The 24,152-nt window shown below is 39.5% G+C and carries 19 protein-coding genes; 16 read left to right on the forward strand and 3 right to left on the reverse strand.

All coding sequences use genetic code 11. The annotated features are described in order from the left end of the window. Nucleotides 1-13 precede the first annotated feature (13 nt). From J0M37_14160 to J0M37_14180, 5 genes are all read left to right on the forward strand, one after another. On the forward strand, nt 14-1,006 hold the full coding sequence (locus J0M37_14160) for a PorV/PorQ family protein (GenBank protein ID MBN8586230.1): 993 nt from the start codon (nt 14-16) through the stop codon (nt 1,004-1,006). 234 nt (nt 1,007-1,240) lie between these two features. Next, nucleotides 1,241-2,359, forward strand: coding sequence for a hypothetical protein (locus J0M37_14165; protein MBN8586231.1), 1,119 nt, complete (start codon nt 1,241-1,243; stop codon nt 2,357-2,359). A 19-nt stretch (nt 2,360-2,378) separates the two neighbouring features. Beyond that, a complete protein-coding gene (locus J0M37_14170) occupies nt 2,379-4,733 on the forward strand; it encodes a fibronectin type III domain-containing protein (protein ID MBN8586232.1) in 2,355 nt (784 codons plus the stop codon). 341 nt (nt 4,734-5,074) lie between these two features. After that, nucleotides 5,075-5,299, forward strand: coding sequence for a hypothetical protein (locus J0M37_14175; protein ID MBN8586233.1), 225 nt, complete (start codon nt 5,075-5,077; stop codon nt 5,297-5,299). Beyond that, complete coding sequence (locus tag J0M37_14180; GenBank protein ID MBN8586234.1) at nt 5,292-6,041, forward strand: zeta toxin family protein; 750 nt, start codon at nt 5,292-5,294, stop codon at nt 6,039-6,041. The genes J0M37_14175 and J0M37_14180 overlap by 8 nt, the downstream gene beginning before the upstream one ends. A 166-nt stretch (nt 6,042-6,207) precedes the next feature. Here J0M37_14180 and J0M37_14185 read toward each other — a convergent pair whose 3' ends face one another. Then, nucleotides 6,208-7,752 carry a bifunctional metallophosphatase/5'-nucleotidase gene (locus J0M37_14185; GenBank protein MBN8586235.1) on the reverse strand — a complete coding sequence of 515 codons (1,545 nt, stop codon included), beginning with the start codon at nt 7,750-7,752 and terminating at the stop codon, nt 6,208-6,210. Between the two features lie 248 nt (nt 7,753-8,000). Between J0M37_14185 and J0M37_14190 the strand changes: the two genes are divergently transcribed. The 4 genes from J0M37_14190 to J0M37_14205 all read left to right on the forward strand — a co-directional run bounded on the left by J0M37_14190 (nt 8,001) and on the right by J0M37_14205 (nt 12,587). Then, entirely contained in the window at nt 8,001-9,020 is a 1,020-nt protein-coding gene (locus tag J0M37_14190) for a BMP family ABC transporter substrate-binding protein (protein ID MBN8586236.1), read from the forward strand. 119 nt (nt 9,021-9,139) lie between these two features. Further along, a complete protein-coding gene (locus J0M37_14195; protein MBN8586237.1) occupies nt 9,140-10,651 on the forward strand; it encodes an ABC transporter ATP-binding protein in 1,512 nt (503 codons plus the stop codon). Nucleotides 10,652-10,769: 118 nt separating this feature from the next. After that, nucleotides 10,770-11,690, forward strand: coding sequence for an ABC transporter permease (locus J0M37_14200; GenBank protein ID MBN8586238.1), 921 nt, complete (start codon nt 10,770-10,772; stop codon nt 11,688-11,690). 21 nt (nt 11,691-11,711) lie between these two features. After that, nucleotides 11,712-12,587 carry an ABC transporter permease gene (locus tag J0M37_14205; protein MBN8586239.1) on the forward strand — a complete coding sequence of 292 codons (876 nt, stop codon included), beginning with the start codon at nt 11,712-11,714 and terminating at the stop codon, nt 12,585-12,587. A 1-nt stretch (nt 12,588) separates the two neighbouring features. On the opposite strand, the gene J0M37_14210 is transcribed toward J0M37_14205, so the two are convergent. Both J0M37_14210 and J0M37_14215 read right to left on the reverse strand, forming a co-directional pair. Further along, the gene (locus J0M37_14210; protein MBN8586240.1) at nt 12,589-13,899 is read right to left on the reverse strand and encodes a T9SS type A sorting domain-containing protein; all 1,311 of its coding nucleotides are present in this window, start codon (nt 13,897-13,899) and stop codon (nt 12,589-12,591) included. Between the two features lie 8 nt (nt 13,900-13,907). Next, a complete protein-coding gene (locus J0M37_14215) occupies nt 13,908-16,220 on the reverse strand; it encodes a T9SS type A sorting domain-containing protein (GenBank protein ID MBN8586241.1) in 2,313 nt (770 codons plus the stop codon). A 164-nt stretch (nt 16,221-16,384) separates the two neighbouring features. On the opposite strand from J0M37_14215, the gene J0M37_14220 reads away from it, so the two are divergent. The 7 genes from J0M37_14220 to J0M37_14250 are packed head-to-tail and all read left to right on the forward strand — an operon-like array spanning nt 16,385 to nt 24,150. Continuing rightward, nucleotides 16,385-17,647, forward strand: a complete 1,263-nt coding sequence (locus J0M37_14220) for a polysaccharide biosynthesis C-terminal domain-containing protein (GenBank protein MBN8586242.1) — start codon at nt 16,385-16,387, stop codon at nt 17,645-17,647. Between the two features lie 15 nt (nt 17,648-17,662). Continuing rightward, nucleotides 17,663-18,328 (forward strand): class I SAM-dependent methyltransferase, encoded by a 666-nt coding sequence (locus J0M37_14225; GenBank protein ID MBN8586243.1) that lies wholly within the window; start codon nt 17,663-17,665, stop codon nt 18,326-18,328. Further along, nucleotides 18,309-19,424, forward strand: coding sequence for a glycosyltransferase family 4 protein (locus J0M37_14230; protein ID MBN8586244.1), 1,116 nt, complete (start codon nt 18,309-18,311; stop codon nt 19,422-19,424). The genes J0M37_14225 and J0M37_14230 overlap by 20 nt, the downstream gene beginning before the upstream one ends. Further along, on the forward strand, nt 19,421-20,491 hold the full coding sequence (locus tag J0M37_14235; protein MBN8586245.1) for a glycosyltransferase family 4 protein: 1,071 nt from the start codon (nt 19,421-19,423) through the stop codon (nt 20,489-20,491). Before J0M37_14230 ends, J0M37_14235 begins: the two co-directional genes overlap by 4 nt. Further along, entirely contained in the window at nt 20,476-21,426 is a 951-nt protein-coding gene (locus J0M37_14240) for a glycosyltransferase (protein MBN8586246.1), read from the forward strand. Before J0M37_14235 ends, J0M37_14240 begins: the two co-directional genes overlap by 16 nt. 1 nt (nt 21,427) lies before the next feature. Then, nucleotides 21,428-23,068, forward strand: a complete 1,641-nt coding sequence (locus tag J0M37_14245; GenBank protein ID MBN8586247.1) for a hypothetical protein — start codon at nt 21,428-21,430, stop codon at nt 23,066-23,068. 5 nt (nt 23,069-23,073) lie between these two features. Then, on the forward strand, nt 23,074-24,150 hold the full coding sequence (locus J0M37_14250; GenBank protein ID MBN8586248.1) for a glycosyltransferase family 4 protein: 1,077 nt from the start codon (nt 23,074-23,076) through the stop codon (nt 24,148-24,150). Nucleotides 24,151-24,152 lie beyond the last annotated feature (2 nt).

Below are 24,152 nucleotides of genomic sequence, written 5' to 3' on the forward strand. Positions count from 1 at the left end.
AGATAATATAGGTTTGAAAAAATATATATACATATTACTGTTTTTATTTTTAGCTGACGCAGTTTCATACTCGCAGCTTATACCGCAGCTTGGCAATCAAAGAGCCGGCACATCATCGCTGCAGTTTTTGAAGATAGGCGTTGGCGGCAGGGCTACAGGTATGGGCGAAACATTCGTCGCTGTATCAAATGATATCACAGCGCTTTACTGGAATCCCGCAGGATTAATGCAGTTCGAAGAGAACGGCGTTCACTTCAGCCACAATGAGTGGCTAGTTGACCTGAACCATGAATTTTTCGGTGGTGTTTACCGCTTTGGCGGCAATAACGCTTTAGGTTTAAGCGTAATTGCACTTCATACGCCGGCAATGCAGAAGACTACTGAATTTCAGCCCGGCGGAACAGGCGAATATTTCAAGTATGGCGATCTTGGCATTGGCTTAACATTCGCAAGAAAGCTTACACAACAATTTTCATTCGGCCTGACCGTAAGATACGTTGAAGAAACACTGGCGGAGCTTAAGATGCGCGGATTTATGTTCGATCTTGGGACATATTACTGGACAGGGCTTTCGAACACCCGCTTTGCAGTTACGATCTCCAATTTCGGTCCGCAGGTTAAACCAAGCGGTTCAGTTACAACATCAACGGGCGGTACAGTATCAGAATTCCAGGCTTTCCCTCCCCCGACAATGTTCAGAATTGGCTTTGCATATGACCCGATAGATAACAAGATGAATAAGCTTACAACATCTATTCAGCTTAATCATCCCAATGATAACGCAGAGAACCTGAATATCGGGGCTGAATATTCATATAAGAATTTCCTGTTCCTAAGGGCAGGGTACAAGTTTAACGTTGAATCAGAAAATTATTCAGGCGGTATAGGGCTAAGAGCGCCGATATCCATCACAACAGCTTCGCTGGATTATTCCATAGCTAACTTCAAGGATCTTGGCTTTACTCACAGGCTAAGTATAAATTTGCTGCTGAATAAGAAGAAGTGATGAAGTGAAATGTGAAACATCAAATGTGAAACGTCAAAAGTGAAACGTCAAATGTAAAACGTGAAAGGTTAAACTTGATTTTTTGCTTTTGAGTAACCACGGTCTTTAGACCGTGGGAAAGGATTCACAAAGGATTTGGGGCTTTAGCCCCAAATAGAAAAAAATTAAGGCTAAAGCCAAAAATAAATTTAATTTTATCCACGACCGGAAGGTCGAGGCAACACAAAAAAAGATTTGAACAAGATCAAAAATAATATTGCGAAACTGATAATAATAAGCACAGTATTTTTGTGTGTTATATACTTAAATGCATGCGCTGATGCTGATGATGTTAACCTGGCTGATTACCCGATAAATGTTGACCCGGGCACAATTGGCGATACAACGTATATTCCAATTACACCTGTTATAACCGGATTCAACGAACCGGTAGATATACATTTCGGGTATGACCAGCAGATATATGTTGCTGATAAAAATAATGACAGGATCGTTCAGCTGAATCTGGCAGGCGGTATTGTAAGCACTTCAGGGTTTATATTAAGACCCAAAAAGATAACGCAGGACAGAAACTTTGACCTGCTGGTTATCGCATCGGTAATTGATACAATCCCCCCTAACGTACTCGATACAGTTGATGTGGTTTACCGTTTTAAGCTTCAGCCCAACGGCGGAACGCTGACAGGTGTAGTACCTACAATTGCATTCCGTTCTAACCAGCCGACACCTATACCGGGAGACCACGGGAATTTTACGGGAATTGCAACATTCCAGGATAACTACTATCTCGTAACCAGATCGGGCAATAACAATTCAAGTCCAATAGATCCCGATAATGCCATATTCAGGATAAACCGGTTTGATAACACGCAGCCTGTGCCTGAAAGGCTTTCAGGATTTGAAGTTGAAGGCCAGGGACTGCTTTCGCTGCAGAACATTTCCGGCATTGCAACTTTCACATACAGCAACACAGATCTTATTTACATACAAAAATCATCTAATGCAGCATTTAAGATACAGTGGTGTGTGTATAATGATATTGATGAAATTTACACGGCAAAATTCGAGCCTTCAAGCGGTGTTGACCTGCTGAGGAATGGTTTGCTAAGTGAGCCTGCGGATATAACACTTGACCAGTTCAATAATATTTATGTAATTGATTCATTCAAAGATTCGCTTTATAAATTCAATTCCCTGGGCAAATTAAGATCTGAATCATTCGGCGGTGAAGGTATTTCACCATCACAGTTCTCGAATCCGCTTGGTGTTGCATTCTTCGATAAAACGCTCTTCATCTGCGATACCGGCAATAACCGCATTTTACGATTCATACTTTCTACTGATAATAATTAAAATCTAAATAAGCTTCGCTATGAAAAAAATAATTTTATTTTTAATGGTGTGCGTATCTGTGTATGCACAGGTAATACCAATTGATTCAATACGCAGGCAGGATGCAAACGGCGTACCCCTGCTGCTTGGGCAGACTGTAACTGTGCGCGGAGTTGTGACCATGTCACAGGAGCTTGGCACTCCCCTGGTTTACCTGCAGGATCCCACAGGCGGCACAATAGGCTATGACGGAACATTCTGGAGCAACACAAATGCAGGAGACAGCGTTCAGGTAACAGGTGTTGTTACACAATTTAACGGATTAACGGAATTTACCCCGGTTAACAGTTCGACTGTACTTGCATCAAACATTCCGTACACACCAAGAATTGTAACATGCAGCAACGTTAGGCTGAACGGCGAAACATACGAAGCGCAGCTTGTAAGAATTAACGGTGTTACTGCAGTGCATAATACATCAGGGGCAAATGTTACTTCATGGACAACATCAGGCTCAGGAACAAACTACAGAATACTTGTGGGCAATGATTCAGTTGAAATAAGGATATACTCCTCAACCAATATTGCGAACTCCCCTATCCCGCCTTTCCCGTTTGATGTGGTTGCGCTGGTAAGTCAGTTTGATTCATCACCGCCGTATACATCAGGCTACCAGATATTGCCCAGGTCATTAAATGATTTTATAGTAAGCGGCGGCTCGGGACCACTGCTAAGCTCGATAACGTATTCAAACATACAGCCAACAAGCGTTACAATTAACTGGCAGACCTCAACAGCATCAAATTCCAAAGTACGCTGGCAGAGGGCTGATTCAAATTACCAGGTTATTAGCTATACTGATTCCGCCAGTGACGGCGCGAATGTTACAACACATTCTGTAACACTGAACGGTCTTCAGCCGGGCAGAATTTATTATTACAATGTAAGCTCAACAGATGGCAGCGGCACGGGGACCAGTCCACAGCAGTATTTCTGCACAGGGTCGAACTCAACCGGCACAATGAACGTTTATTTCAACCGTTCAGTTGATACATTGCTCAGCACAGGCGAAAACGCACAGGGCAATGTAAATTTCCAGACAAAGCTGCTGCAGCGCATAAATGCGGCGCAGTATTCACTTGATATAGCGATATACAGCTTTAATGACCTGACACAGATACGTGATGCTATAATAAACGCAAAGATACGCGGCGTAAAAATAAGGCTTGTATATGATTACCGCGAGAACGGTTCAAATCAGCAATTAGTACAGGACCTGCTTGCAGCGGGAATATTAATGAGCAAAAGACCGAATGCTGATTATATGCATAACAAGTTCTTTATATTTGATAACAGGGATTTCACATCAGCTACTGATGACTGGCTTTGGACAGGCTCAACAAACATAACACAGGCACAGCTTTTTGATGATGCCAACAATGTGATAGAGATTCAGGACCAGACACTTGCAACTATTTACACACGTGAGTTTGAAGAAATGTGGGGGAGCGCAAATGAAGTGCCTATTCCCTCCCGTGCTAAGTTCGGTCCGCAGAAATCAGACAACACACCCCACCTGCTGAACATTGCAGGCAAAAGGGTTGAAGTTTATTTTGCGCCAAGCGATAACCCTTCGACAAGGATCGAAGATGTGATAAACCTGCAGACGGATAACAGCATTTTATTCAGCGTACTATCATTCACAAGGTGCAATATTATGAACAGGATGAAGGTAAAATATGACGCAGGCAAAAATGTGCGCGGAGTTTTCGATGACTCCGAAGGCAACAGTACATCAAGCGTGTATAAAACCATGAAGGGTTTAACAGGCGGCGGATGCAGCAACCCGTTATGGGCTCCACCGGCAGATGTATGGCTTGATAGCCGCGCAGGACAGCTTCATCACAAATACATTTTAATTGATTCATATACACCTTCCAGCAGCCCGGTAACAGTAACAGGCTCATACAATTTTTCAAATAACGCAACATTTGATAATGATGAGAATTTCCTGGTTATATATGATGCGAGGGTTGCAAACCTGTATTTGCAGGAATTCAGCATGCGTTACCGTGATGGCGGCGGAACGAACCCGATAGGCATAACACAGATCTCAAGCGAAATCCCGTCGGAGTTCAGGCTTTTCCAGAATTACCCGAACCCGTTCAATCCAAGCTCAACCATAAAATACCAGGTGGCAAATTCAGGCTTGATTAAGCTTACTGTGTATGACGCGCTTGGAAGAGAAGTAAAAAGCCTTGTTAACAAGCTTCAGCCTGAAGGAACCTATTCGGTTGAATTTGAAGGAACTGATATGACCTCTGGAATATACTTCTATACACTGGAAGCTGACGGTGTGAGGGTTGATTCCAAGAAGATGGTTTTAGTGAAGTAAAAAGTGAAAAGTGAAAAGGCAAAAATAAAAAAAAGCAGGCTCAATGTCTGCTTTTTTAATGTGATTGATGCTAATTCATGAGATTGCTTCGTCGCTTCGCTCCCCGCAAATTTTTTCTATTCATAAATCACATTTCAAATCTATGAATTGTTGCCAGATATATACTTGTCATCACAAATATAAATATAACAACATCACAATAATATTCATCCGATGACTTGAAGTCATAGGATGAATTAATTGCGACGCTGTTTCAGTGCTGTATTTTATCAGATAACAAAATGTTATTGTAAATTTATTTTACCCTTTCAGGTTATCACTAAATTATATAATTTGTATTTATGAAGAAAAGATCAAACAGAAAAAGTGAAATTTCAATTTTAAAAGAGGCTGCAAAACTTGCGACACAAGACGCAAAAAGAGAGAATAAAGCATTAGGGTTAGAAGTTATTGTTGTCAGAGATTCCGGATTATATTTAACTGCTCCCGGTAAAAAAATGAAGCTGGTAAAAAAAGGAAACTTTTCACCCGTTAAAGTAAAACGCCGCCCATTAAAACTTGGCTGAGAGAACACTTCAAAAACGTATTCGAATTTTTGCAGGACCGAATGGGTCAGGCAAGAGTACTTTATACCACAAAATTAAGGAAGAGTTCAATCTTAGGTTTGGATATTATCTAAATGCAGATGAGCTCCATGAGCAGCTGATTAAAAACGGTTTCATAGATCTGGAAAAATTTGAATTGAAAACTGATCTAGGTTCCATTAAGTCTTATTTCTTCAAATCAGGGTGGGATAAGTACGTTAAAGAACGGGATTACACCGGTAAAATGAAGATAAGCGGAAATATCATTTCAATACAAAAATCAAAAATACAGTCATACGATTCTGCAATACTTGCAGATTACATTCGATATAAATTTATTGAAGCAGGGCTTACATTTACATTCGAAACCGTCATGTCTCATCCTTCCAAAATTGAATTTATATCCAAAGCAGCAGGAAGCGGTTATAAAATTTATTTATATTTTATTTCGACAGATGATTTTTCAATTAACCAAAACCGGGTTAAGCTAAGAGTTAAAAAAGGCGGACACAATGTTTCTGCAGCAAAGGTAAGATCAAGATACTATAACACAATGCTTCAATTAAAAGCAGCATCTTTATTATGTTACAGAACCTATGTTTTTGATAATTCAACTGACCTGGAACTTATACTCTCAATAAACCCAAAGAAAGAAATTACGTTCCAGAAAAATGTAATTCCTGCATGGGTAAATGAATACCTGATCAATAAAAAAGCTCAATAATTATCTACCGTTAATTTTAAAGAAGTGTTATCAGGTATATACCTGACAACACATTAATGTGTTATACAACAGACCTAATAATCATACAATAAGTTAAAAATAAACTAAAAAAAAGACGCCCCAGGGGGGCGTCTTTACAGAAAATTATTAATATTTTTTTGACTTTTTACTGCTTTGATACATCAACTACTCTTTTTTCAACAACGCTGTTTATTACCTTCATTTCCTTAACAACTTCAATAATAAGGTCGCGGTCATTCCACCCGGTATCTTTTGGAGTGATTGTTTCTGGAATTTCACCGAAGAATTTTTTGAACTGACTCAGAACGTAATTATTCGTAGCAATAGTGTACATCTGGTCATCGGCAACTTCAGACCTGCCTATATTCATGCTTACAATAAAATCATCAGAACCTTCATTGGCTTTTTTGGAATCATAGCTGTATGTTAAGCCTGAATTATGAAGCAGCTCAGCACCTTCACCTTTACTTATCTTTTCAAGTCTTATTTTTATATTATTCTTCATCATCTGCTTCAGGGTTTTGCCGGAAACAGTAATGGTTTGTATCTCATTTCCAAAGGGGTTGATCTCCCATATATCGCCGACAAGGATATCCCCTTTGAGCAGGCTTTTACGAAGTCCCCCGCCATTGACGAACCCTATATCAGCCCCGGTCTTCATTCTGAAGGCATCGGCTTCGAACTGGCCAAGATTGCTTTCATCGCTGTAGGAGGCGCGCCAGTCAGTTTCAAGGGTACCTATCTTAACACTAAGCTGGGGAAGATACTCCTCTATCATATTATCAACTTTCGCAGCAGCGTCTTTATCGTAAATTGCGGAATCAAGAACGGTTTCTATCAGCATACCGTAAGCATCGGTTACTGTATCTTTTTCAGTATCTATTTTCAGGTCAAGCTTGCCCAGGTTTCTGCCGTAGGAGCCTGCCTGTACAATTACAACGCCGTTTTTACGGACCGGCTTGAATAATGTGGAATGTGAGTGTCCCCCGACAATAATATCGATATCAGAGTAAAATTTTTCAGCAATCAGTTTATCTTCATCAAGTCCGGAGTGTGAAAGCAGCACTACAACATCTGCCCCGCGCGATTTTACTTCATTGATGTTAACGGTTAACACTGAATCAACATTCAGCATTACTAGATCAGTTACATTGGCGGGAAGCGATGTTTCGAACAGATCGGGTAATGTTAATCCGATGATACCGAACTTAACACCGTTAATTTCTTTTATTACATATGGTTTACCCATAAGCTTATTCTGAGACTGCAAATAAACGTTACTGCTTAAATAATCAAACTTAGCGAGCGCAAGCGCGGAATCAAGCGAATACTGGCTGTAGTCAAATTCATGATTGCCAAGCACGAATGCATCAATGTTGTATGAATTCAGAATTTCAATCTGCGACCTTCCGCGGGTAAAGTTCGAGATAGGCGTTCCCTGGAAATCATCGCCTGCGTTCAGCACAAGTGAATTAGGAGTGCGGTATTTTTTCAGGTATCCTGTCATGCTGCCAACTCCCCCTACCCAGTAATAAACCGGCTCGCCGGTTACTGTATCTTTTTTTGATACTTTATAGGGCTGGTTGCGCGCATGGAAGTCATTCCAGTGTAAAATGGTGACTTCTTTTAGCTCCTGTGCAAAGGAATTGAAAGCAAATATTGCTGAGAGTACAATTAATAATATTTTCATAGATTATTTTAGATTTGAAGTACAAATATAATGATTTTAGGTTAAAGGTTTGTTAATGATTTTATTTCAAGGTGCCTCACCACTTCCCCTCTCCCATAGGGATAGGGAAAGAGATAAGTTGATGTAATAATTCTTTTCAATTATTATGTAATTGCACCTGTTATAAAAATGCTGTAATTTTGATAAAAATTAGAGATTTATGACTACTTCCTGCCCTTCCCGAAGGGAGCGGAATAAAGAAAATTAAAATGAAAACAACAATAAATTATATATTATCATTCATATTAGCATTAACGATAACATCCTGCGGTAAAAAGGAAAACACTGAAAATAATACAGGGAAGCTTAAAGTTGGACTGGTATTTGATGTTGGCGGAAGAGGAGATAAATCGTTTAACGATGCAGCTTACCGCGGCTTAGAAAAGGCGAAGCAGGAGCTTGGGATAGAGTTTGAGTATATTGAGCCGGGTCCGGGCGCTGACAGAGAAGCCGCTTTGAGGCAATTTTCAAGCAGGAAGGATATTGCGGTAATTTTCGGTATCGGATTTATTTTCACAGATGAAATCACAAAGATAGCACAGGAATTCCCCGATAAAAAATACGCATGTGTTGATTATACCGTTGATCCGTCTAAGACAATTCCCCCAAACCTTGTTGCACTTGAATTCAGGGAAGAAGAAGGTTCATTTTTGGTTGGAGCTATTGCGGGGTTGATGACAAAATCGAATAAAGTAGGTTTTGTTGGCGGTATGGAATCACCTTTGATAAAAAAATTCCAGGTATCATACGAAGCCGGGGTTAAGCATGTAAATCCGAACGGCACAATACTTATAGGTTATGCTGGAGTGACGGGTGACGCGTTCAAGAATCCGGGCAAAGGAAAGGAAATAGCGCTCGGGCAGTATAATGATGGTGTTGATATCATTTACCACGCCTCCGGCGTGACCGGGCTGGGAGTTTTTGAAGCAGCTCGTGAAATGAAAAAGTTCGCAATCGGGGTTGATTCAGACCAGAACGATGAAGCACCCGGCTACATAATTACAAGTATGGTTAAGGTTGTGGATGTATCTGTATATGAAGTGATAAAAGAAGTTAAAGAGGGCAAATTTAAAGGCGGAAGAGTTGAAACTTTCGGCTTGAAGACCAAAGGTGTTGATTATGCATACACGGATAAAAACAAGCACCTGATACCTGAAGAAGTAAGAACTAAGGTAGAAGCTATAAGGCAGGAAATTATTGACGGAAAAATTACGATTCCCACTAAATAAAATGTCAAATTTCAAAATCCAAATCTCAATGGTATGCTTTTAAAAAATAATTTGGCATTTGATCTTTGGCGTTTGACATTAAAAAACCTTTATTAATTTAAAGCCATAATATAAAAGACATGACTGTTCATCCTGCTGTTGAAATGAAGGGTATCACCAAAACATTTGGTGAATTAAGAGCAAATGATTCAGTTGATCTTATAGTTAAAAAAGGAGAGATCCACGCTGTTGTTGGCGAGAACGGTGCGGGTAAATCTACTTTAATGAACATACTTTACGGTATGTACCACCCTGATGAAGGAACAATAAAAATCAACGGAAATGTTGCAGCTGTTCCCTCTCCGCAGGAGGCAATAAAGCTTGGGATAGGAATGGTCCACCAGCATTTTATGCTGGTAAATACGCTTACAGTACTTGAAAATATTATTTTAGGCGATGAAGTTACCGGTGCGCTGAATATTTTAGATATAAAACGGTGCAGGCAGAAAGTAAAATATATTCTGAATAGCTTTGATATAAAAATTGATACTGATGAGCTGACCGGAAACCTGACGGTTGGTATGCAGCAAAAGGTGGAGATATTAAAGCTGTTATACAGGAATGCTGATATACTTATACTGGATGAACCGACAGCAGTACTTACACCACAGGAAACTGACGAGCTATTCAGAACACTTAAGGAGCTGAAGAACGAAGGTAAAACTATAATCCTTATAACCCATAAGCTGAACGAAGTACTTGAAGTGAGCGACAGCATTACAGTGCTGAGGCACGGCAGGGTTACCGGTAATGTAATTACCGGCAGCACGAATAAAGATGAGCTGGCGGCTATGATAATCGGCGCGAACTTCGAGGGGATAAAGAATAAAGAGAATGCGCCTGAGGAAAAAATTATTTTCGAAGTAAATGGGCTTACAGTATATGGTGATAAAGGAATTGCTGCTGTAAAAGAAATTTCTTTTACAGTAAGAAAAGGCGAAATACTGGGCATTGCAGGCGTTGAAGGAAACGGCCAGCATGAGCTGACTGAAGCTGTTTGCGGGTTGAGGGAATATTCTGGAGTGATAAATTTAAACGGCAAGCCGCTAAAAAATGAGGACCCGGTTGCGCATATTCCCGCAAACCGCCATAAACACGGGATAGTTATGGAGTATGACCTAACTGAAAATATGCTGCTTGGCCGTGAAAGTGAAGAGGAGTTTTCTGCGGGAATAATGCTTAAGAAAAAGAATCTTAAAAAATTTACAAATAAGCTTATCAGCAGGTATGATATAAGGCCTGGTGATCCCAATTTGCTTATTGCGGGACTTTCCGGGGGGAACCAGCAAAAATTAGTTGCTGCACGAGAAATGACAAAAAATACAGGGTTAATTGTGGCAAGCCATCCATCAAGGGGTCTTGATATCAAAGCTGCAGATTTTGTGCATTCAGTTTTGCTGGAAGAAAGCAAAAAAGGTAAGGCTGTATTACTTGTATCAAGCGATCTGAATGAATTATTGAAACTAAGCGACAGAATAGCAGTGATATTTAACGGGAAATTCACCGCAATACTTGAAGCCAAAAAAACCAATGAACGTGAAATAGGCGCTTATATGCTCGGGTTAAACGGAAGCGAAGGAATAACTAAATAAATTGGGAAGATATTTAAAATACACAGCAGGTCCGGTAATATCAGTGATATTATCATTGATAATAGGCAGTATATTTATTTTGCTTATTGGGGAAAATCCAATTGAAGTGTATACAAAAATGTTCGCTGATACACTGGGTAACTCATACGGTATCGGGCAGGTGCTGTTTAAAGCAACACCGCTTATATTAACCGGGTTATCTGTAGCTTTCGCATTCAGGGCAGGTTTATTCAACATAGGCGCTGAAGGGCAAATGACAGTAGGCGCGTTCGCATCTGCGTGGGCCGGATTTACATTTGTATCACTGCCCTGGGTATTGCTGATACCAGTATGCATAGCCAGCGGATTTCTGGCAGGGGCATTATGGGCGGCAATTGCCGGTTACCTGAAGGCAAGGTTCGGCTCACATGAAGTTATAAATACAATTATGCTAAATTTTATAGCCCTTGCAATGGTAAGTTACCTTGTGAACAATATTTATGTTGTGCCCGCAACGATACATACGCCTGAAATTTCACCCAATGCAGTATTACTTAGATTTGACGCTGTAACAGGTATGTTCAAAGGCTCACCTTTTAATCTCAGCTTTTTAATTGCCATCGCTGCCTGCATTATTATATTTTATATAAATAAAGAAACAAGGTTCGGTTACAGGGTGAATACTGCCGGGTTCAATATAAACGCAGCTGAATATGCGAAAATGAATGTAAAACGAATTACGATTTCAGCAATGGTTATTGCAGGCGGACTTGCAGGACTTGCAGGCATGAACTTTGTGAACGGGTACAAACATTACTTCGAGCTTGGGTTTTCTGAAAATGCGGGTTATGTTGGAATAGCTGTTGCGCTGATATCACGGAATAACCCGTTCGCAATCATAGCAGTTGCGGTATTTTTCGGGATACTGGAATACGGTGAGCTTACGGTGAACACACTTGTTCCGAAGGAAATAGTGACAATATTACAGGGAATAATTATTTTACTTATCATAACCGTAACTAAGTTTTTCGATCATAAATTCAGGTTAAAGAAGGCTTAAGATCCGGGAAGGTATAAAAAACTGGAAGAATTACTTACATTAACATTTGTACTTCAAACGCTCAGGATAACTATCCCCTACCTGCTGCCCTCTCTTGGAGCGGTTTATTCTGAAAAAGGCGGTGTTGTAAATATAGCACTAGAGGGAATATTATTAAGCGGAGCATTCGCAGCAGCGGCAGGCACTTTTTATACGGGGAATATATTGATCGGGGTGGTATGCGGAATTATTGCAGGAATGCTGATAGCTTTGATACACAGCATAGTTACAATAACAATCAAGGCTAACCAGATAGTATCAGGCATAGCTCTGAACATATTCGCCTTCGGCTTAACGAAATTTTTCTGCAAGATATTGTTCGGAAGCTCAAGCAATTCCGAACGTATACCGGGGCTGGAAACATTAGGGCTTCCTTTTAACCCGTTTTTGCTGTTATGCGTAATAATTCTTGGGATAACTTACTTTGTCATATATAAAACCCGGTTCGGATTAAGACTTAGGGCAGTTGGCGAAAATCCAAAAGCAGCAGATTCACTTGGAATAAATGTAGCTAATGTGCGTTATTTAGGTGTGCTCATAAGCGGAGCTTTGGGCGGTTTAGGCGGCGCATGGCTGGCAATAGACCAGCACAGCTTTACCGACGGAATGTCAGCCGGGCGCGGATACATTGCTCTTGCAGCAATGATCATCGGCAAATGGAATCCCCTGGGCGCAGCGGCAGCATGTTTGCTTTTCGGGCTGGCTGAAAGCTTTACACTTCAGTTCCAGGATTCAGGTATTCCCACACAATTCATTCAAATGCTGCCTTATGTACTTACTATTATAGTGCTTGCCGGATTTATCGGTAAAGCCACTCCCCCTGCAGCAGACGGGATTCCGTTTGAGAAAAAAGACTAATCTATTTCACAAGCATAGCCTTGCCGAACTGGTTTCCGGCATCAGTCCTTAATGAATAAAAATATACCCCGCTTGGGTAGTTATCGGCATTCCATATCACTGAATGTTCACCAGCATCAGCGTAACCGTGAACAAGCGTTTCAACGAACTCCCCGGCCGCATTGTAGATTTCAAGTATTACCGTCATCCTGTTCACAAGCTTATAGGTTATCTTAGTTGAAGCATTGAACGGATTCGGGAAATTTGGTTCAAGTGTATTTCTGAAAGGTGAGGTGGTTTGCGTATACCCTGAGATCCCGACCATATCATTTGTATATTTCAGCACTTCATTACCGCTTGCATAGCCCAGAGTATCATTGAGTATAAATATTCCGTGTATAGATGAACCTACAGGAATACTTGTCCAGTTCAAACCCCCGTTGGTAGTTTGCCAGAGTCCGGTGAGATAGTGGTTTGCTATCCAGCCTTTGTTTGCATTTGCAAAACCAACCGGATCCATATTTACACCGCTGATGTTTGATACAGTCAGACGCTCCCAGTTAACACCGCCGTTAGTGGTTTTGATTATATTGCCTGAACCTGAAATGAACTTTTCAATAGTAGCATAACCAGTTTGCGAGTTAACAAAAGTAATGTTCCATGCATGTTCATTCTGTATAAATGAACGGTATCTTTTTACCCATGTATTTCCGCCATCTGAAGTATAGCAGACAACCGCACCTTCAGTAAGGATGTTGCTTCTACCGGCAACAAAGCCGGCATCTTTGGTAAGGAAATATACACCTATCTGGTAATTGGTATATGCCCCCATATCGATATTTTCATATGTTAAGCCGGCATTTGTTGACTTGATAAGATTTGAGGGTCCGTTAAGCCTGCCAGAACCGTAGAAAACGGAATCGCCAACAACTGCAATATCACAGATACCGATTGGCGGAGGCACTATTGTTGTATCAACCCTGTACCAGTTTACTCCCCCGTTCGTGGTTCTTAACAGTAAACCGGAAGTAGATCCTGCCCAGCCCAGCTGCTGATTGTTAAATGCGACACTGCGGAAACCGAATGAAACAGAATCTGAAGCTGTCAGCCGGTACTGTTCATTAAATGAAGATCCGCCGTTAGTAGTTTTAAGTATTCTTTTTTCTCCGCCGTTTTCAACAACCCAGCCGGTGTTAACATTAATGAACCAAAGGTCTTCATACCTGCCTGCAGATGGAACTAGAGATGGAAGCACCTGCCAGGTCTGGGAATAAAGATTTACAGCAAGCAGGAGTAAAGAAATAAATGTGATTTTAAAATTAGAAGTATTCATAGCAATATTTATTTAATTAAGATCATTTTTCCTGATAAAATATTGGTTTTATTTTTTAATACATAAATATAGATTCCGCTGGAATAAGATGATGCATTCCATTTATAACGGTAAGTTCCGGGACCCATATTTTCATTCACCGGCTTTAAAACCAACCTCCCGAGCAGGTCGTAAATTTCCAGGGAAACATCAGAATACTCCGGTATATCAAATTCAATTACAGTTGAAGGATTGAACGGGTTGGGATAATTCTGCTTTAACGAAAAGCCGGAAGGTACATTTAGTGAAACCTGAGAGATACCGATAACCTTGACGCTGTATTTCCCGATATAACTAACAGCATTGCCGCCGCCTGAAGTAAAAGAACCGCCTGCAATAAGATCAGAATTATATGTATTCAATGTATATACTGCGCTGTTCATATTGCCTGTCGGGCTCCAGCCTGTACCGTTCCACCTGGCAATATTTCTGATCGATGCATTATTTATAGAAGTGAAAAAGCCCCCGATGTAAAGTGAATTATTGTAAATATGAATAGTATTCACCACAGGTGAGCTGCCTCCGAAAGTATGATTGTTAAATGAGCTCCAAACTGTGCCGTTCCATTTAGATATCCTGTCTGAAACTGTGCCGCCGGCAGAAGAAAAAGTACCGCCGGCAATAAGCTCTCCGTTGTATACAGCCAATGAAAATACCGCGCTGTTCATGCCGCTGCCGAGAGTTGACCAAACCGAGCCGTTCCATTTTGCTATCCTTAATGCTGTATTGCCGCCTGCTGTTGAAAACGTACCGCCGGCGATAAGCTCATTATTGAATACAGCCATTGAAGTCACAACATTGTTTACCCCGGCGCCAAGCGGAGCCCATGAAGAGCCGTTCCATTTGGCAATGCGGTTTGCACCGCTGCCTCCGGCAGTTGTAAAAGCTCCCCCTGCATAAAGCTCTCCGTTATAAACTATCAAAGAGTTTATAAAATTATTCATACCGCTGCCCAAAGGTACCCATGCAGAGCCGTTCCATTTGGCTATATGGTTTGCAGGTACACCGCCTGCTGATGTAAAATTACCGGCTGCAATAAGCTCTGAATTAAAAACAGTGAGAGCGTAAATATCGTCATTCATTCCAGAACCCAATGGCTGCCATGAAGAACCGTTATATATAGCAATATGTTTTGCTGAATCTATTCCGGCAGCAGTAAAACTGCCTGCAGCCACCAATGAACCGTTATATAATATAGAAGCAAGTACAGAATTATCAAAACCATTTTCTATCTGAGACCAAACCCTGGAGCTTGTATCACTAACGGCGATATATTTTATCTGCTCATTACCGGAAACATTAAAATCACCTGCACAATAAAAATTAGTTCCTATCTTTAAAAAAGCAAGCACTGGATTATTGAATCCCTGTCCTGATGGATACCAGGTATTTCCATCCCACCATGCAATTTTGCTTAAGGCAGAAGAGCCGGAATTAGAAAAACTTCCGCCGGCATATAGCAAGCCGTTGTTAAAATAAAGTGAATTGACTATGCCATCCAGACCGCTGCCAAGGGGCTGCCAGGCAGAGCCGTTCCATTTTGCTATTCTGTTTAAAGAAATGCTTCCTGATTGGGTAAAATTGCCGCCTGCATAAAGCTCAATACCGTTAGAAGCCAGCGAATACAGCTGGTTGTTGAATCCATCGCCTAATGGCTGCCATGCAGAACCGTTCCACAGAGCTATACGATTAACAGTCACTGCGCCAGATGCAGTGAAAAATCCCCCTGCTATGAGCTGGTTATTATGAATAGTTAAAGCACGGGCAAATGAATTAAATCCGGAGCCCATCGGCTGCCATGTTGATCCATTCCACCTGGCAATATTATTGCAGTTATTGCCTCCTGCTGTTGTAAATGAGCCTGCAGCAATAAGCTCATTATTAAATACAACTAATGCATAAACCGGTCCGCCAGTACCTGAACTGAGGGCAGACCATGAACTGCCGTTCCATTTGGCAATATTGGATACTGTAACCGAGCCGCCGGCTAATGTGAAAGTACCTGCAGCAATAAGCTCATTATTAAAAACAACGAGTGATGAAACTTCGCCGTTCAGACCGCCGCCAACATCGCTCCATAAAATTCCGTTCCACACAGCAAGCCTGCTTGCGGGTACATTACCCGCATTTATAAAAGTACCCCCGGCAAAAAGGATACCCTGGTAGCTGCATAAAGCTTTCACAGATGAGCTTGTTCCGCCGCCCAGATCAAGCCAGCCGGAACCATCGGATAAAACCGGGTTTGAAACAGCCAATAACAACAGCAATATTATTTTTTTCATATCTAAGATAATTTGTTTTAATTTAAGGTATTTATAATGGTTTTTCAACTATAAAATCGGAAATTATTAATTCAGAAAAATCAACAGTTTTTTAAAATACTCCGAATCCTTTTAAGAAACCTAATATCATTTCTAAATAGCTAAAACATCGTTAATTTTAAATATTGGCTATAAATATAAAGAAATATAGAGGTTTAATTTCCGGCAGCAAATATATTTTTCTGCTGAATGTTACTGATAAGGTTTTTTCATTTGTGATCATGCTGCTGCTTGCGAGGAATTTTCCGGCGGAAGTTTACGGGCAGATAGTTACACTGATAGCATTAAGTATGGTATTTATATCTATTTTCGATCTTGGGCTCCCGATATTCATACAGCGTGAAATAGCTGAATCACCCTTAAACGTCTCTGCTGTATTCAGCAGGGTTTTCACCCTGGGTAGTATATTAATTCTGATATACTATTCAGCAAGCCTGCTAACACTGAAGATCATCTACCCAGATATTCCTTACACATTATTTTCAGTAATTTCTGTTATGATGTATATTTCATTCCTTGTGACAATATCGAATAAAGCTTTAGCCGGTTTAAATGAATACAGGTCGCAATTCACTGCTTTTATTTTACCAAGAGCAGCAGTATTAATAATTTTTTTTGCGGGAATTTACTATTTTGAGCTAAGCGCTTCACTGTTGTTTACAATTATGCTTGGGGGTATAATTGTAAACCTGCTGCTTGCAGTTTTTTATCTTTACAGGAATAATGTAAGAATATCACTTTCATATTTTCAGTTAAATTCAGTTTTAAAAATAATTGCCGTTTCTCTTCCGCTTGGCTTAGCAGTTGTTTTCAATTTCCTTTATGATAAAATCGACCTGCTGCTGATCTCCGGGATAACAGATTATGATTCAGCGGCAGTTTACAGCATTGCTTATGGTTTATTTAAATCATCATCAATTGCTTTTTCATTTCTGCTAGTAAGCGGCTTTACCAAAATTGCAGAAATGAAAAGGGATCCGGGGCCGGTCAGAGCATTCTTTAAGGAGCATGCGAAGCTTATAGCCGTTATTTGCATAATATGTTCTGTTATACTTTTTATATTCCCCGAATATATTATCGGGCTGCTTTACAGCGGCAGGTTTACAGATTCAGCATCAGTATTAAGGATACTTTCTATTGCACTGATAGCAATGGGATTAAACAACCTGACAGGTGTTATTTTAAACGGCATGGGATATTTTAAAGCTGTAATGTATATTACTTTATACGCTTTAATAATGAATGCATCGCTTAATATACTTTTTATTCCTGTTTACGGGATTAAAGCTGCGGCAGTAATATCAATCATTACGGAATATTTTATACTTGTTACGGAATGGGTTTTCCTGGTAAAAATTTTAAAAGCGCTTGAAGCAAAAAAGGCATGAGAACTTAAGCAATAAATGGGCACATCAAACTGGCAGAATATATCATATAATATTGAGCTGATAAGAAAGCTTGACCCGCAATCAATACTGGATGTGGGTGCCGGATTCGGCAGGTGGGGAATTTTATTCAGGGAATTTCTTGAGATCTGGGACGGAGCCAGGTATGGCGGCAATTGGCAGCGAAAAATAGATGCAGTTGAAATTTACCCCGGCTATATCAAAGATTACCACCACTACTTTTATAATAATATTTTTATTGAAGATGCAGCATCATTCATTGAATCAACCAGGAACAGGTATGACCTGATAAACTTTGGCGATGTTATAGAGCATTTGGATAAGCCTGCCGGCATAAAGATGCTTGAAGACGCTCTGACAAAGAGCCGGTATGTGCTGGTAAATGTTCCGATCGGAAAATTCTGGCCGCAGGAAGGCACACCTGATAATCCGTTTGAAGCTCACCGCAGTATATGGTACAACAACGATTTTACAAAATATAAATACTATAAAATTAAAACATTTTATGACGCGGAATCAAGGGAATTCAGTGTTGTGCTGATCTCAAACAGCAGGATAAAGTATACGAATAAATACGGCCGGTTCTTCAGAATTAAAAATTTCCTGAAACACAGGCTTGGCTTAAAGGGTCTGATAGAACGGTATGAGAAGAAAAGAAGATAATGTGAAAATACTCTTTGCTGGCAGGTATTCAGAAGAGAAAATACTTTCTGGTCCTGAACGGACCTCAAAAGATATATTTGATGAATATGCATCAAATCATAGTGCAGTTTTTTTACAATATTTTTTTGACGGCAGGAAATTTTCATTGTTTAAAAAACTGTTCGGAAAACAGACCACTGAATATGGCAGAGGTAAAGTATTTACACTCGGGATTTTCAGAATAATTCCTTTTTTGGTATCATACAGGCCTGAAATTATACATTTATTAAATTATGAACGATTTGCCGTTATTTTGTATTTATACAGGCTGGTATTTAAAACAACCGTAATATACAGCTCACACGGAATAATAAAATTTGAAAACACTGTAATAAAAAAGCTACGCGGAAGAAAAATATACAAGGATAATTTTTGCGAAAGGATTTTTATCAGGTACTCAGATAAAATAATATTTCCTTCGGAGGAAGCAAAAAATACTGCTGGTAAATATTATAAATTACCTGAGGATAAAACGGTTATCATTCCCAACATTGCCGGTGGATTGTTTTACGATATAGCTAAAATTAATTCCGAATCGCAGCCAATAAAGGCAGTTATACATTACAAGAACAGCCTGAACAAAAGCGGGTATGAGATGCTGCTGGGCACTATAAATCTGCTTAAAAGCAATATAGATATATATTTATTGACAAATGAGTTAACAGGTTTTCAGAGAGGAATATTTCCCAAATTATATGTGCATGTAATGATGCCGCAGGATAAGCTGGCTGAATTTTATGCAGATAAAAATGTATTTTTATCTTTAAACAGCTATGAAACATTTTCAATTTCAACTGCAGAAGCAATGGCTTCAGGGTTAATCCCGATAATAACAAATGAAACAGGGATATCAGCATATATTAACAACGGCGTAAACGGCTTTAAGATAGCTTACGGTGATACTTCAATGCTTGGAGAAATATTAGACAGGATTTCTTCGATGAATTCAGATGAAATAATATCGTTAACCCAAAAAGCAAAAGAAACAGCAGAAGCATTCAGGATAGATAAAATATTCAGCAGGTATTTAAAGCTATACAGGGAGTGTGTTAAATGAATATCCTGCTCTTAGCCAATGAGCTTAGGTATACATGCGGTGTAACAAACCATTTACTGCATTTATCACGCGGATTAACAGGCACACGTAAAGTTAATTTATGGATCATCTGCGGCGGCGGCAATGGTGTAAACAGGTTCAGCGATATAAACGTAAATATAATTACAGATGAAAGATTCCTGCATTTAACCAGGACATTTTCAGGGTTCATTTCATCTATAAACTTCCTGGTAAAATTTATCAGGCAGAATAAAATAGATGTAATCCATTCGCACTATCATTACGGCGCAGCCATTGCCAAAAGGGCCTCCAGGCTGACGGGAATAACCACGATACAGACAAACCACGGCCTGCTTGCAGATACCGGCAGGCTTAAACATTTTAATGCGGATAGATACATTGCTATAAACGGACATATTAATGACCATCTGTTAAAAAATAAAATTGCAGCAGAAAGAAATATCACTTTTATCCGCTGCGGAATACCATCTCCAGATAAGCTGCAGGTAAAAAATGAAGGAGATATTATCAGAGTACTTGCGGCTTCAAGGTTTACTTACGGCAAAGGACTTGATATATTTATCAAGGCCGTCAGCCTGCTGCCGGAAGAAATACATAAAAATGCAGAATTTATAATTGCGGGCGAAGGCGAGCTTGAAGAAAAATTAAAAAAATTAAATGAAGCAGCAGGCGGAAGGATAAAGTTTCCGGGCAAAGTAACAGATATGTACAGTTACCTAAAAAATATTCATGTCCTGGTAAATCCAACCTGTTCTGAGGCCGAAGGTTTCCCGGCAATAATTACTGAAGCCGGAGCATCAAACACGCTGGTTATCAGCTCTGATTTTAACGGGCATGATGATGTATTGCAAAATGGAGTAAACAGCCTGATCTACAAAAGCGATAGTCCCGAAGAATTATCAGAACTGCTGAAGAAGGTAATTACCGGCTATAAAGATTACCAGCCTGCAGCAGGTAATCTGTACAATAAAATTAAAACAGAGTTTTCAATAGATGAAATGATATCAAAGCATATATTACTTTATACTGAATGTTTAAAGAAATAAGGGAAATATCGGTGCTTATGCCTGCTTATAATTGCGGCAAGTATATAAGGCAGTCAATAAACAGTATCCTCAGGCAGTCATTCAAAAATTTTGAATTCATAATTATAGATGACGGCTCGACTGATAATACTGAAGAAATTGTATCTAGAATAAGCGATAGCAGAATAGTCTACAAAAAAACAGAGCATAAGGGCACTTCAGCAGCTATGAATTACGGCATAAGCTTATGCAGGAATGAATGGATAGCAAGAATTGATGCTGATGACCTTAATACTGCTGTAAGGCTTGAAAAAGAAATAGCATTCTTAAACGAAAACCCGGAAACCGATATACTTTCATCATGGTCAGTTTATTTTAAAGATCCAGCAAAGATACTTTTTCTGCTGAAAGAGCCAGTTGATCATAATGATATACATACATATCTGAATCTTCATAACCCGGTAAACCAATCAGCAATGATTTTTAAAAAAAGTATCTTTGCAGAACACAGGTTCGATGAAACGCTTGACTGCAACGAAGATTACGAACTGATGTACAGGCTGAGGGATAAGGTGCGTTTCGCGCTGGTTCCGGAATTCCTTGTTTACACAAGGCTGCGGAGTGATTCCCGCACATTAACAGGAAACCGTGAAAACATTCTGAACAGGATGCATACGGATGCATTCCGTAAAATGGTGGATTCAAAATCAAAGGGAGACCATTTTTACTGGGCTTCGGTGGCTGCATGGCTTAATTATTTTTACGGGTCAAGATATGAAGCCCGGGGATATTTTAAAAACTCGTTTTCGCTTAAGAATACGGCAGCATATCTTACTACATTTTTACCTGATAAATATTTCTTTAAGTTTATAAATTCACATTTAAAGTACAGGATAAAAGGCATTTTTACCATCAAGTCAGAATATCAAAAAGAGCTGAATTCATTACTTAAATAACTTGAAAGAATCCGGAAAATTCATTTTTTATTCATTAGGCTTATACGCTGTTTATACAGCAATGCTTTATGTATTCGGATTTTTCAGCATCGGGCTCTTATCAGATGATTACATGAACATCTACGATGCCATTAATTCAACTTTTTACCAGAAGCTGACAGGTACCCTCCCCTTCACCAACGCGTTTCACATCAGGCCGTTTTATTATTTATCACTTGAAAAAAGCGTAAGCTTAAGCACACTTTTCGGTTTTGCGCCTGATAATTTTATATGGTTCAGGATACAGAACCTGCTACTGCTGCTTTTCATAGCATTTACCGCAGGCTTAACATTATTTTACCTTACAAAAAGAGCATCAGTTTCGCTGGTATGTTCAGCTGCAATACTCTTATATCCAAATAACATAAACAATATTTGCTGGATGGCTGCAAGAGTTGATCTTATCTGCTGTTTCTTTTATGTAATTTCAATTTTGCTTTTTTTGCTTTACAGTGATTCAGGCAAACGTTCATTTTTTATACTTTCTGTAATTACATTTATACTTGCACTGTTAACCAAGGAGCTTGCCATTACCCTGCCATTAGTCCTGCTGTTAACTGAGTATTTCAGGAAAGGAATTACAGGGCTTAAAAAAACAATGCCATTGGTTATAACATCATTTGGTCTACTTGTTGTTTATTTTATTTTCAGGATCGCTGTACTGGGCAATAATGTAACTGAAATAGCAACTTTATACCAGTCTTTCCCTTTGAGCAATGCACCGGGAGTTTACGCCCGCGCATTAATTGCGCTTTCTATTCCGCTTGATTTTATCACAATAAACTTCCAGCTTAGAAATGATAATAAGCTAATAATCCTGTACCTGCTTATACTTTACGGTTCAGGATTTTATTTGATATGGAAATCAGTAAGAACTGATATATATAGAATAGTTGGACAGCTTACTGCTTTCTTTTTCGTACTTATAACTCCCTATGCAATTGTTGGCTATATAAGGCCGCAGATGATATTGCTGCCATTCGTAATACTAACTGTCTTCGTGCTTTATATATACAGCGAACAGAAAAGATTAAGCATAAAGCTGAACCGCAATATATTGAGGCTCTCTTTTTCAGCAGCAGTAATATTCTGGTGTATATGGTCAGCCGGTACTGTTAGTGACTGGGTAACATCATATGAAAAAGCAAAAATAAATGTGGGAAAGCTCATAACTACTCCAATAGAGCCGGGGAAGAAGATAGTATTGATAGGTAACCCGGGAAGATTCAAACAGACATTTATGTTCGATAAGATGACAGGCGCATACGGATTCTGGAAGGAAAAGAAATTTGTTATAAAAGATACAATAAATGATGTGATACAGACAGCGGCATTCCAGGAAAGCTCCATAGGCGCTAAACTGGAATGCAGGGAAATTTCACCCGCTGAATTCGAAATAAAAGCAATTGCCCCGAAACAGTTCTTTTACATTGAAGGCTATAACAGCGAAAGGATACGTACAGGCTTTAAGAACAGCGATATATCCGTTGAATTCACGGAATTCAATACTGTTGATAAGCCAATAAAGCTAACTCTTAAAATCCTTTCGGATAAGATATCTTGTTACCTGGGAGAAGAGCTTGGTTTCAGAAAGATATATTGATAAAAATGAAGTTCAACATACTGCATATTACTCCTGATTTCAACTACGCCTGCGGCAGGTCTTATTACGTTTACCTGCTTGCCAAATACCTTGGCAAAAAGCACAAAGTAACGGTAATTACAAATGGCGGTGACTCGCTTGAAAGGCTTGAAGAAAAAGGCATCACCTATAAAATTCTAAAAGGGCTTAAGTCAAAAAATCCGTTAACAATTGCAGGCAATATTTCTGCAATAAAGGATATCATTGCAGAAAATGATATTGATATAGTCCACACACATCACAGGCTTGCAGAAGTGCTGGCGCTGCAGGCATTAAAGAGAATTAAAAAGAAAAAAACCGCATCTGTATTTACTTCATTAAGCATTGTTAAGCGGAAATATAATATTGAATACCGCTCAGATAAAATTATTGCTGTAAGTAATTCCGTTAAGGACATGCTGCTTGATAAGTTCAGCATTGACCGGGATAAAATAAGCGTTATAAATAATTTTACAGATACCGATGAGATACATGAGCTTGAGATTATTTCACCAAGAATGCGCGACCACGGGAAATTTTTTATAATTCTTGCTATCGGCAGATTTCATAATGACAAGGATTTTGAAACACTGCTCAAAGCGCTGAACATTCTGAAAAAGGAGCGCATAGGCCTAATACTTGTTGGCGAAGGTAATAATGATATTGACTACAGAAGGTATATTGCGAAGAATAATCTTAATGTTGAAATTATAGTCCCCCAGAAAAACCTGCTGCAGTATTTCTTAGTAGCAGATCTTTGCGTACTGCCTTCAACCCGTGACCCATTCCCGAATTTTATGCTTCAGGCGGGTATGCACAGGGTACCTTTTATCGGCGCGAATGTTGATGGCATTGGTGAGTTGATAAAAGACAGGGTAAACGGCCTCCTTTTTAAAGCAGGCGATGAAAAAGAGCTGGCAGAAAAGATACTTCTTTTCAGGGGTAATAAAAAGCTTGCTGAAAACTGCGCAGTAAACCTGCATGAAGATGTTCTTAACAATTATACACAGGAATTCATTGTACCTCGTATTGATCATCTCTACAGGTCGTTAATAAAGCGTTAAAC

It is taken from the genome of Ignavibacteria bacterium (assembly GCA_017303675.1).
Lineage (GTDB): Bacteria > Bacteroidota > Ignavibacteria > Tepidaquicellales > OLB5 > OLB5.

Bases quoted from the DNA above. Each gene is read 5' to 3' on its own strand.
- J0M37_14195 (MBN8586237.1), top strand. From the start codon at position 9,140: ATGACTGTTCATCCTGCTGTTGAAATGAAGGGTATCACCAAAACATTT.
- J0M37_14170 (MBN8586232.1), top strand. From the start codon at position 2,379: ATGAAAAAAATAATTTTATTTTTAATGGTGTGCGTATCTGTGTATGCA.
- J0M37_14200 (MBN8586238.1), top strand. From the start codon at position 10,770: ATGTTCGCTGATACACTGGGTAACTCATACGGTATCGGGCAGGTGCTG.
- J0M37_14225 (MBN8586243.1), top strand. From the start codon at position 17,663: ATGGGCACATCAAACTGGCAGAATATATCATATAATATTGAGCTGATA.
- J0M37_14185 (MBN8586235.1), bottom strand. From the start codon at position 7,752: ATGAAAATATTATTAATTGTACTCTCAGCAATATTTGCTTTCAATTCC.
- J0M37_14175 (MBN8586233.1), top strand. From the start codon at position 5,075: ATGAAGAAAAGATCAAACAGAAAAAGTGAAATTTCAATTTTAAAAGAG.
- J0M37_14250 (MBN8586248.1), top strand. From the start codon at position 23,074: ATGAAGTTCAACATACTGCATATTACTCCTGATTTCAACTACGCCTGC.
- J0M37_14215 (MBN8586241.1), bottom strand. From the start codon at position 16,220: ATGAAAAAAATAATATTGCTGTTGTTATTGGCTGTTTCAAACCCGGTT.
- J0M37_14190 (MBN8586236.1), top strand. From the start codon at position 8,001: ATGAAAACAACAATAAATTATATATTATCATTCATATTAGCATTAACG.
- J0M37_14240 (MBN8586246.1), top strand. From the start codon at position 20,476: ATGTTTAAAGAAATAAGGGAAATATCGGTGCTTATGCCTGCTTATAAT.
- J0M37_14235 (MBN8586245.1), top strand. From the start codon at position 19,421: ATGAATATCCTGCTCTTAGCCAATGAGCTTAGGTATACATGCGGTGTA.
- J0M37_14210 (MBN8586240.1), bottom strand. From the start codon at position 13,899: ATGAATACTTCTAATTTTAAAATCACATTTATTTCTTTACTCCTGCTT.
- J0M37_14230 (MBN8586244.1), top strand. From the start codon at position 18,309: ATGAGAAGAAAAGAAGATAATGTGAAAATACTCTTTGCTGGCAGGTAT.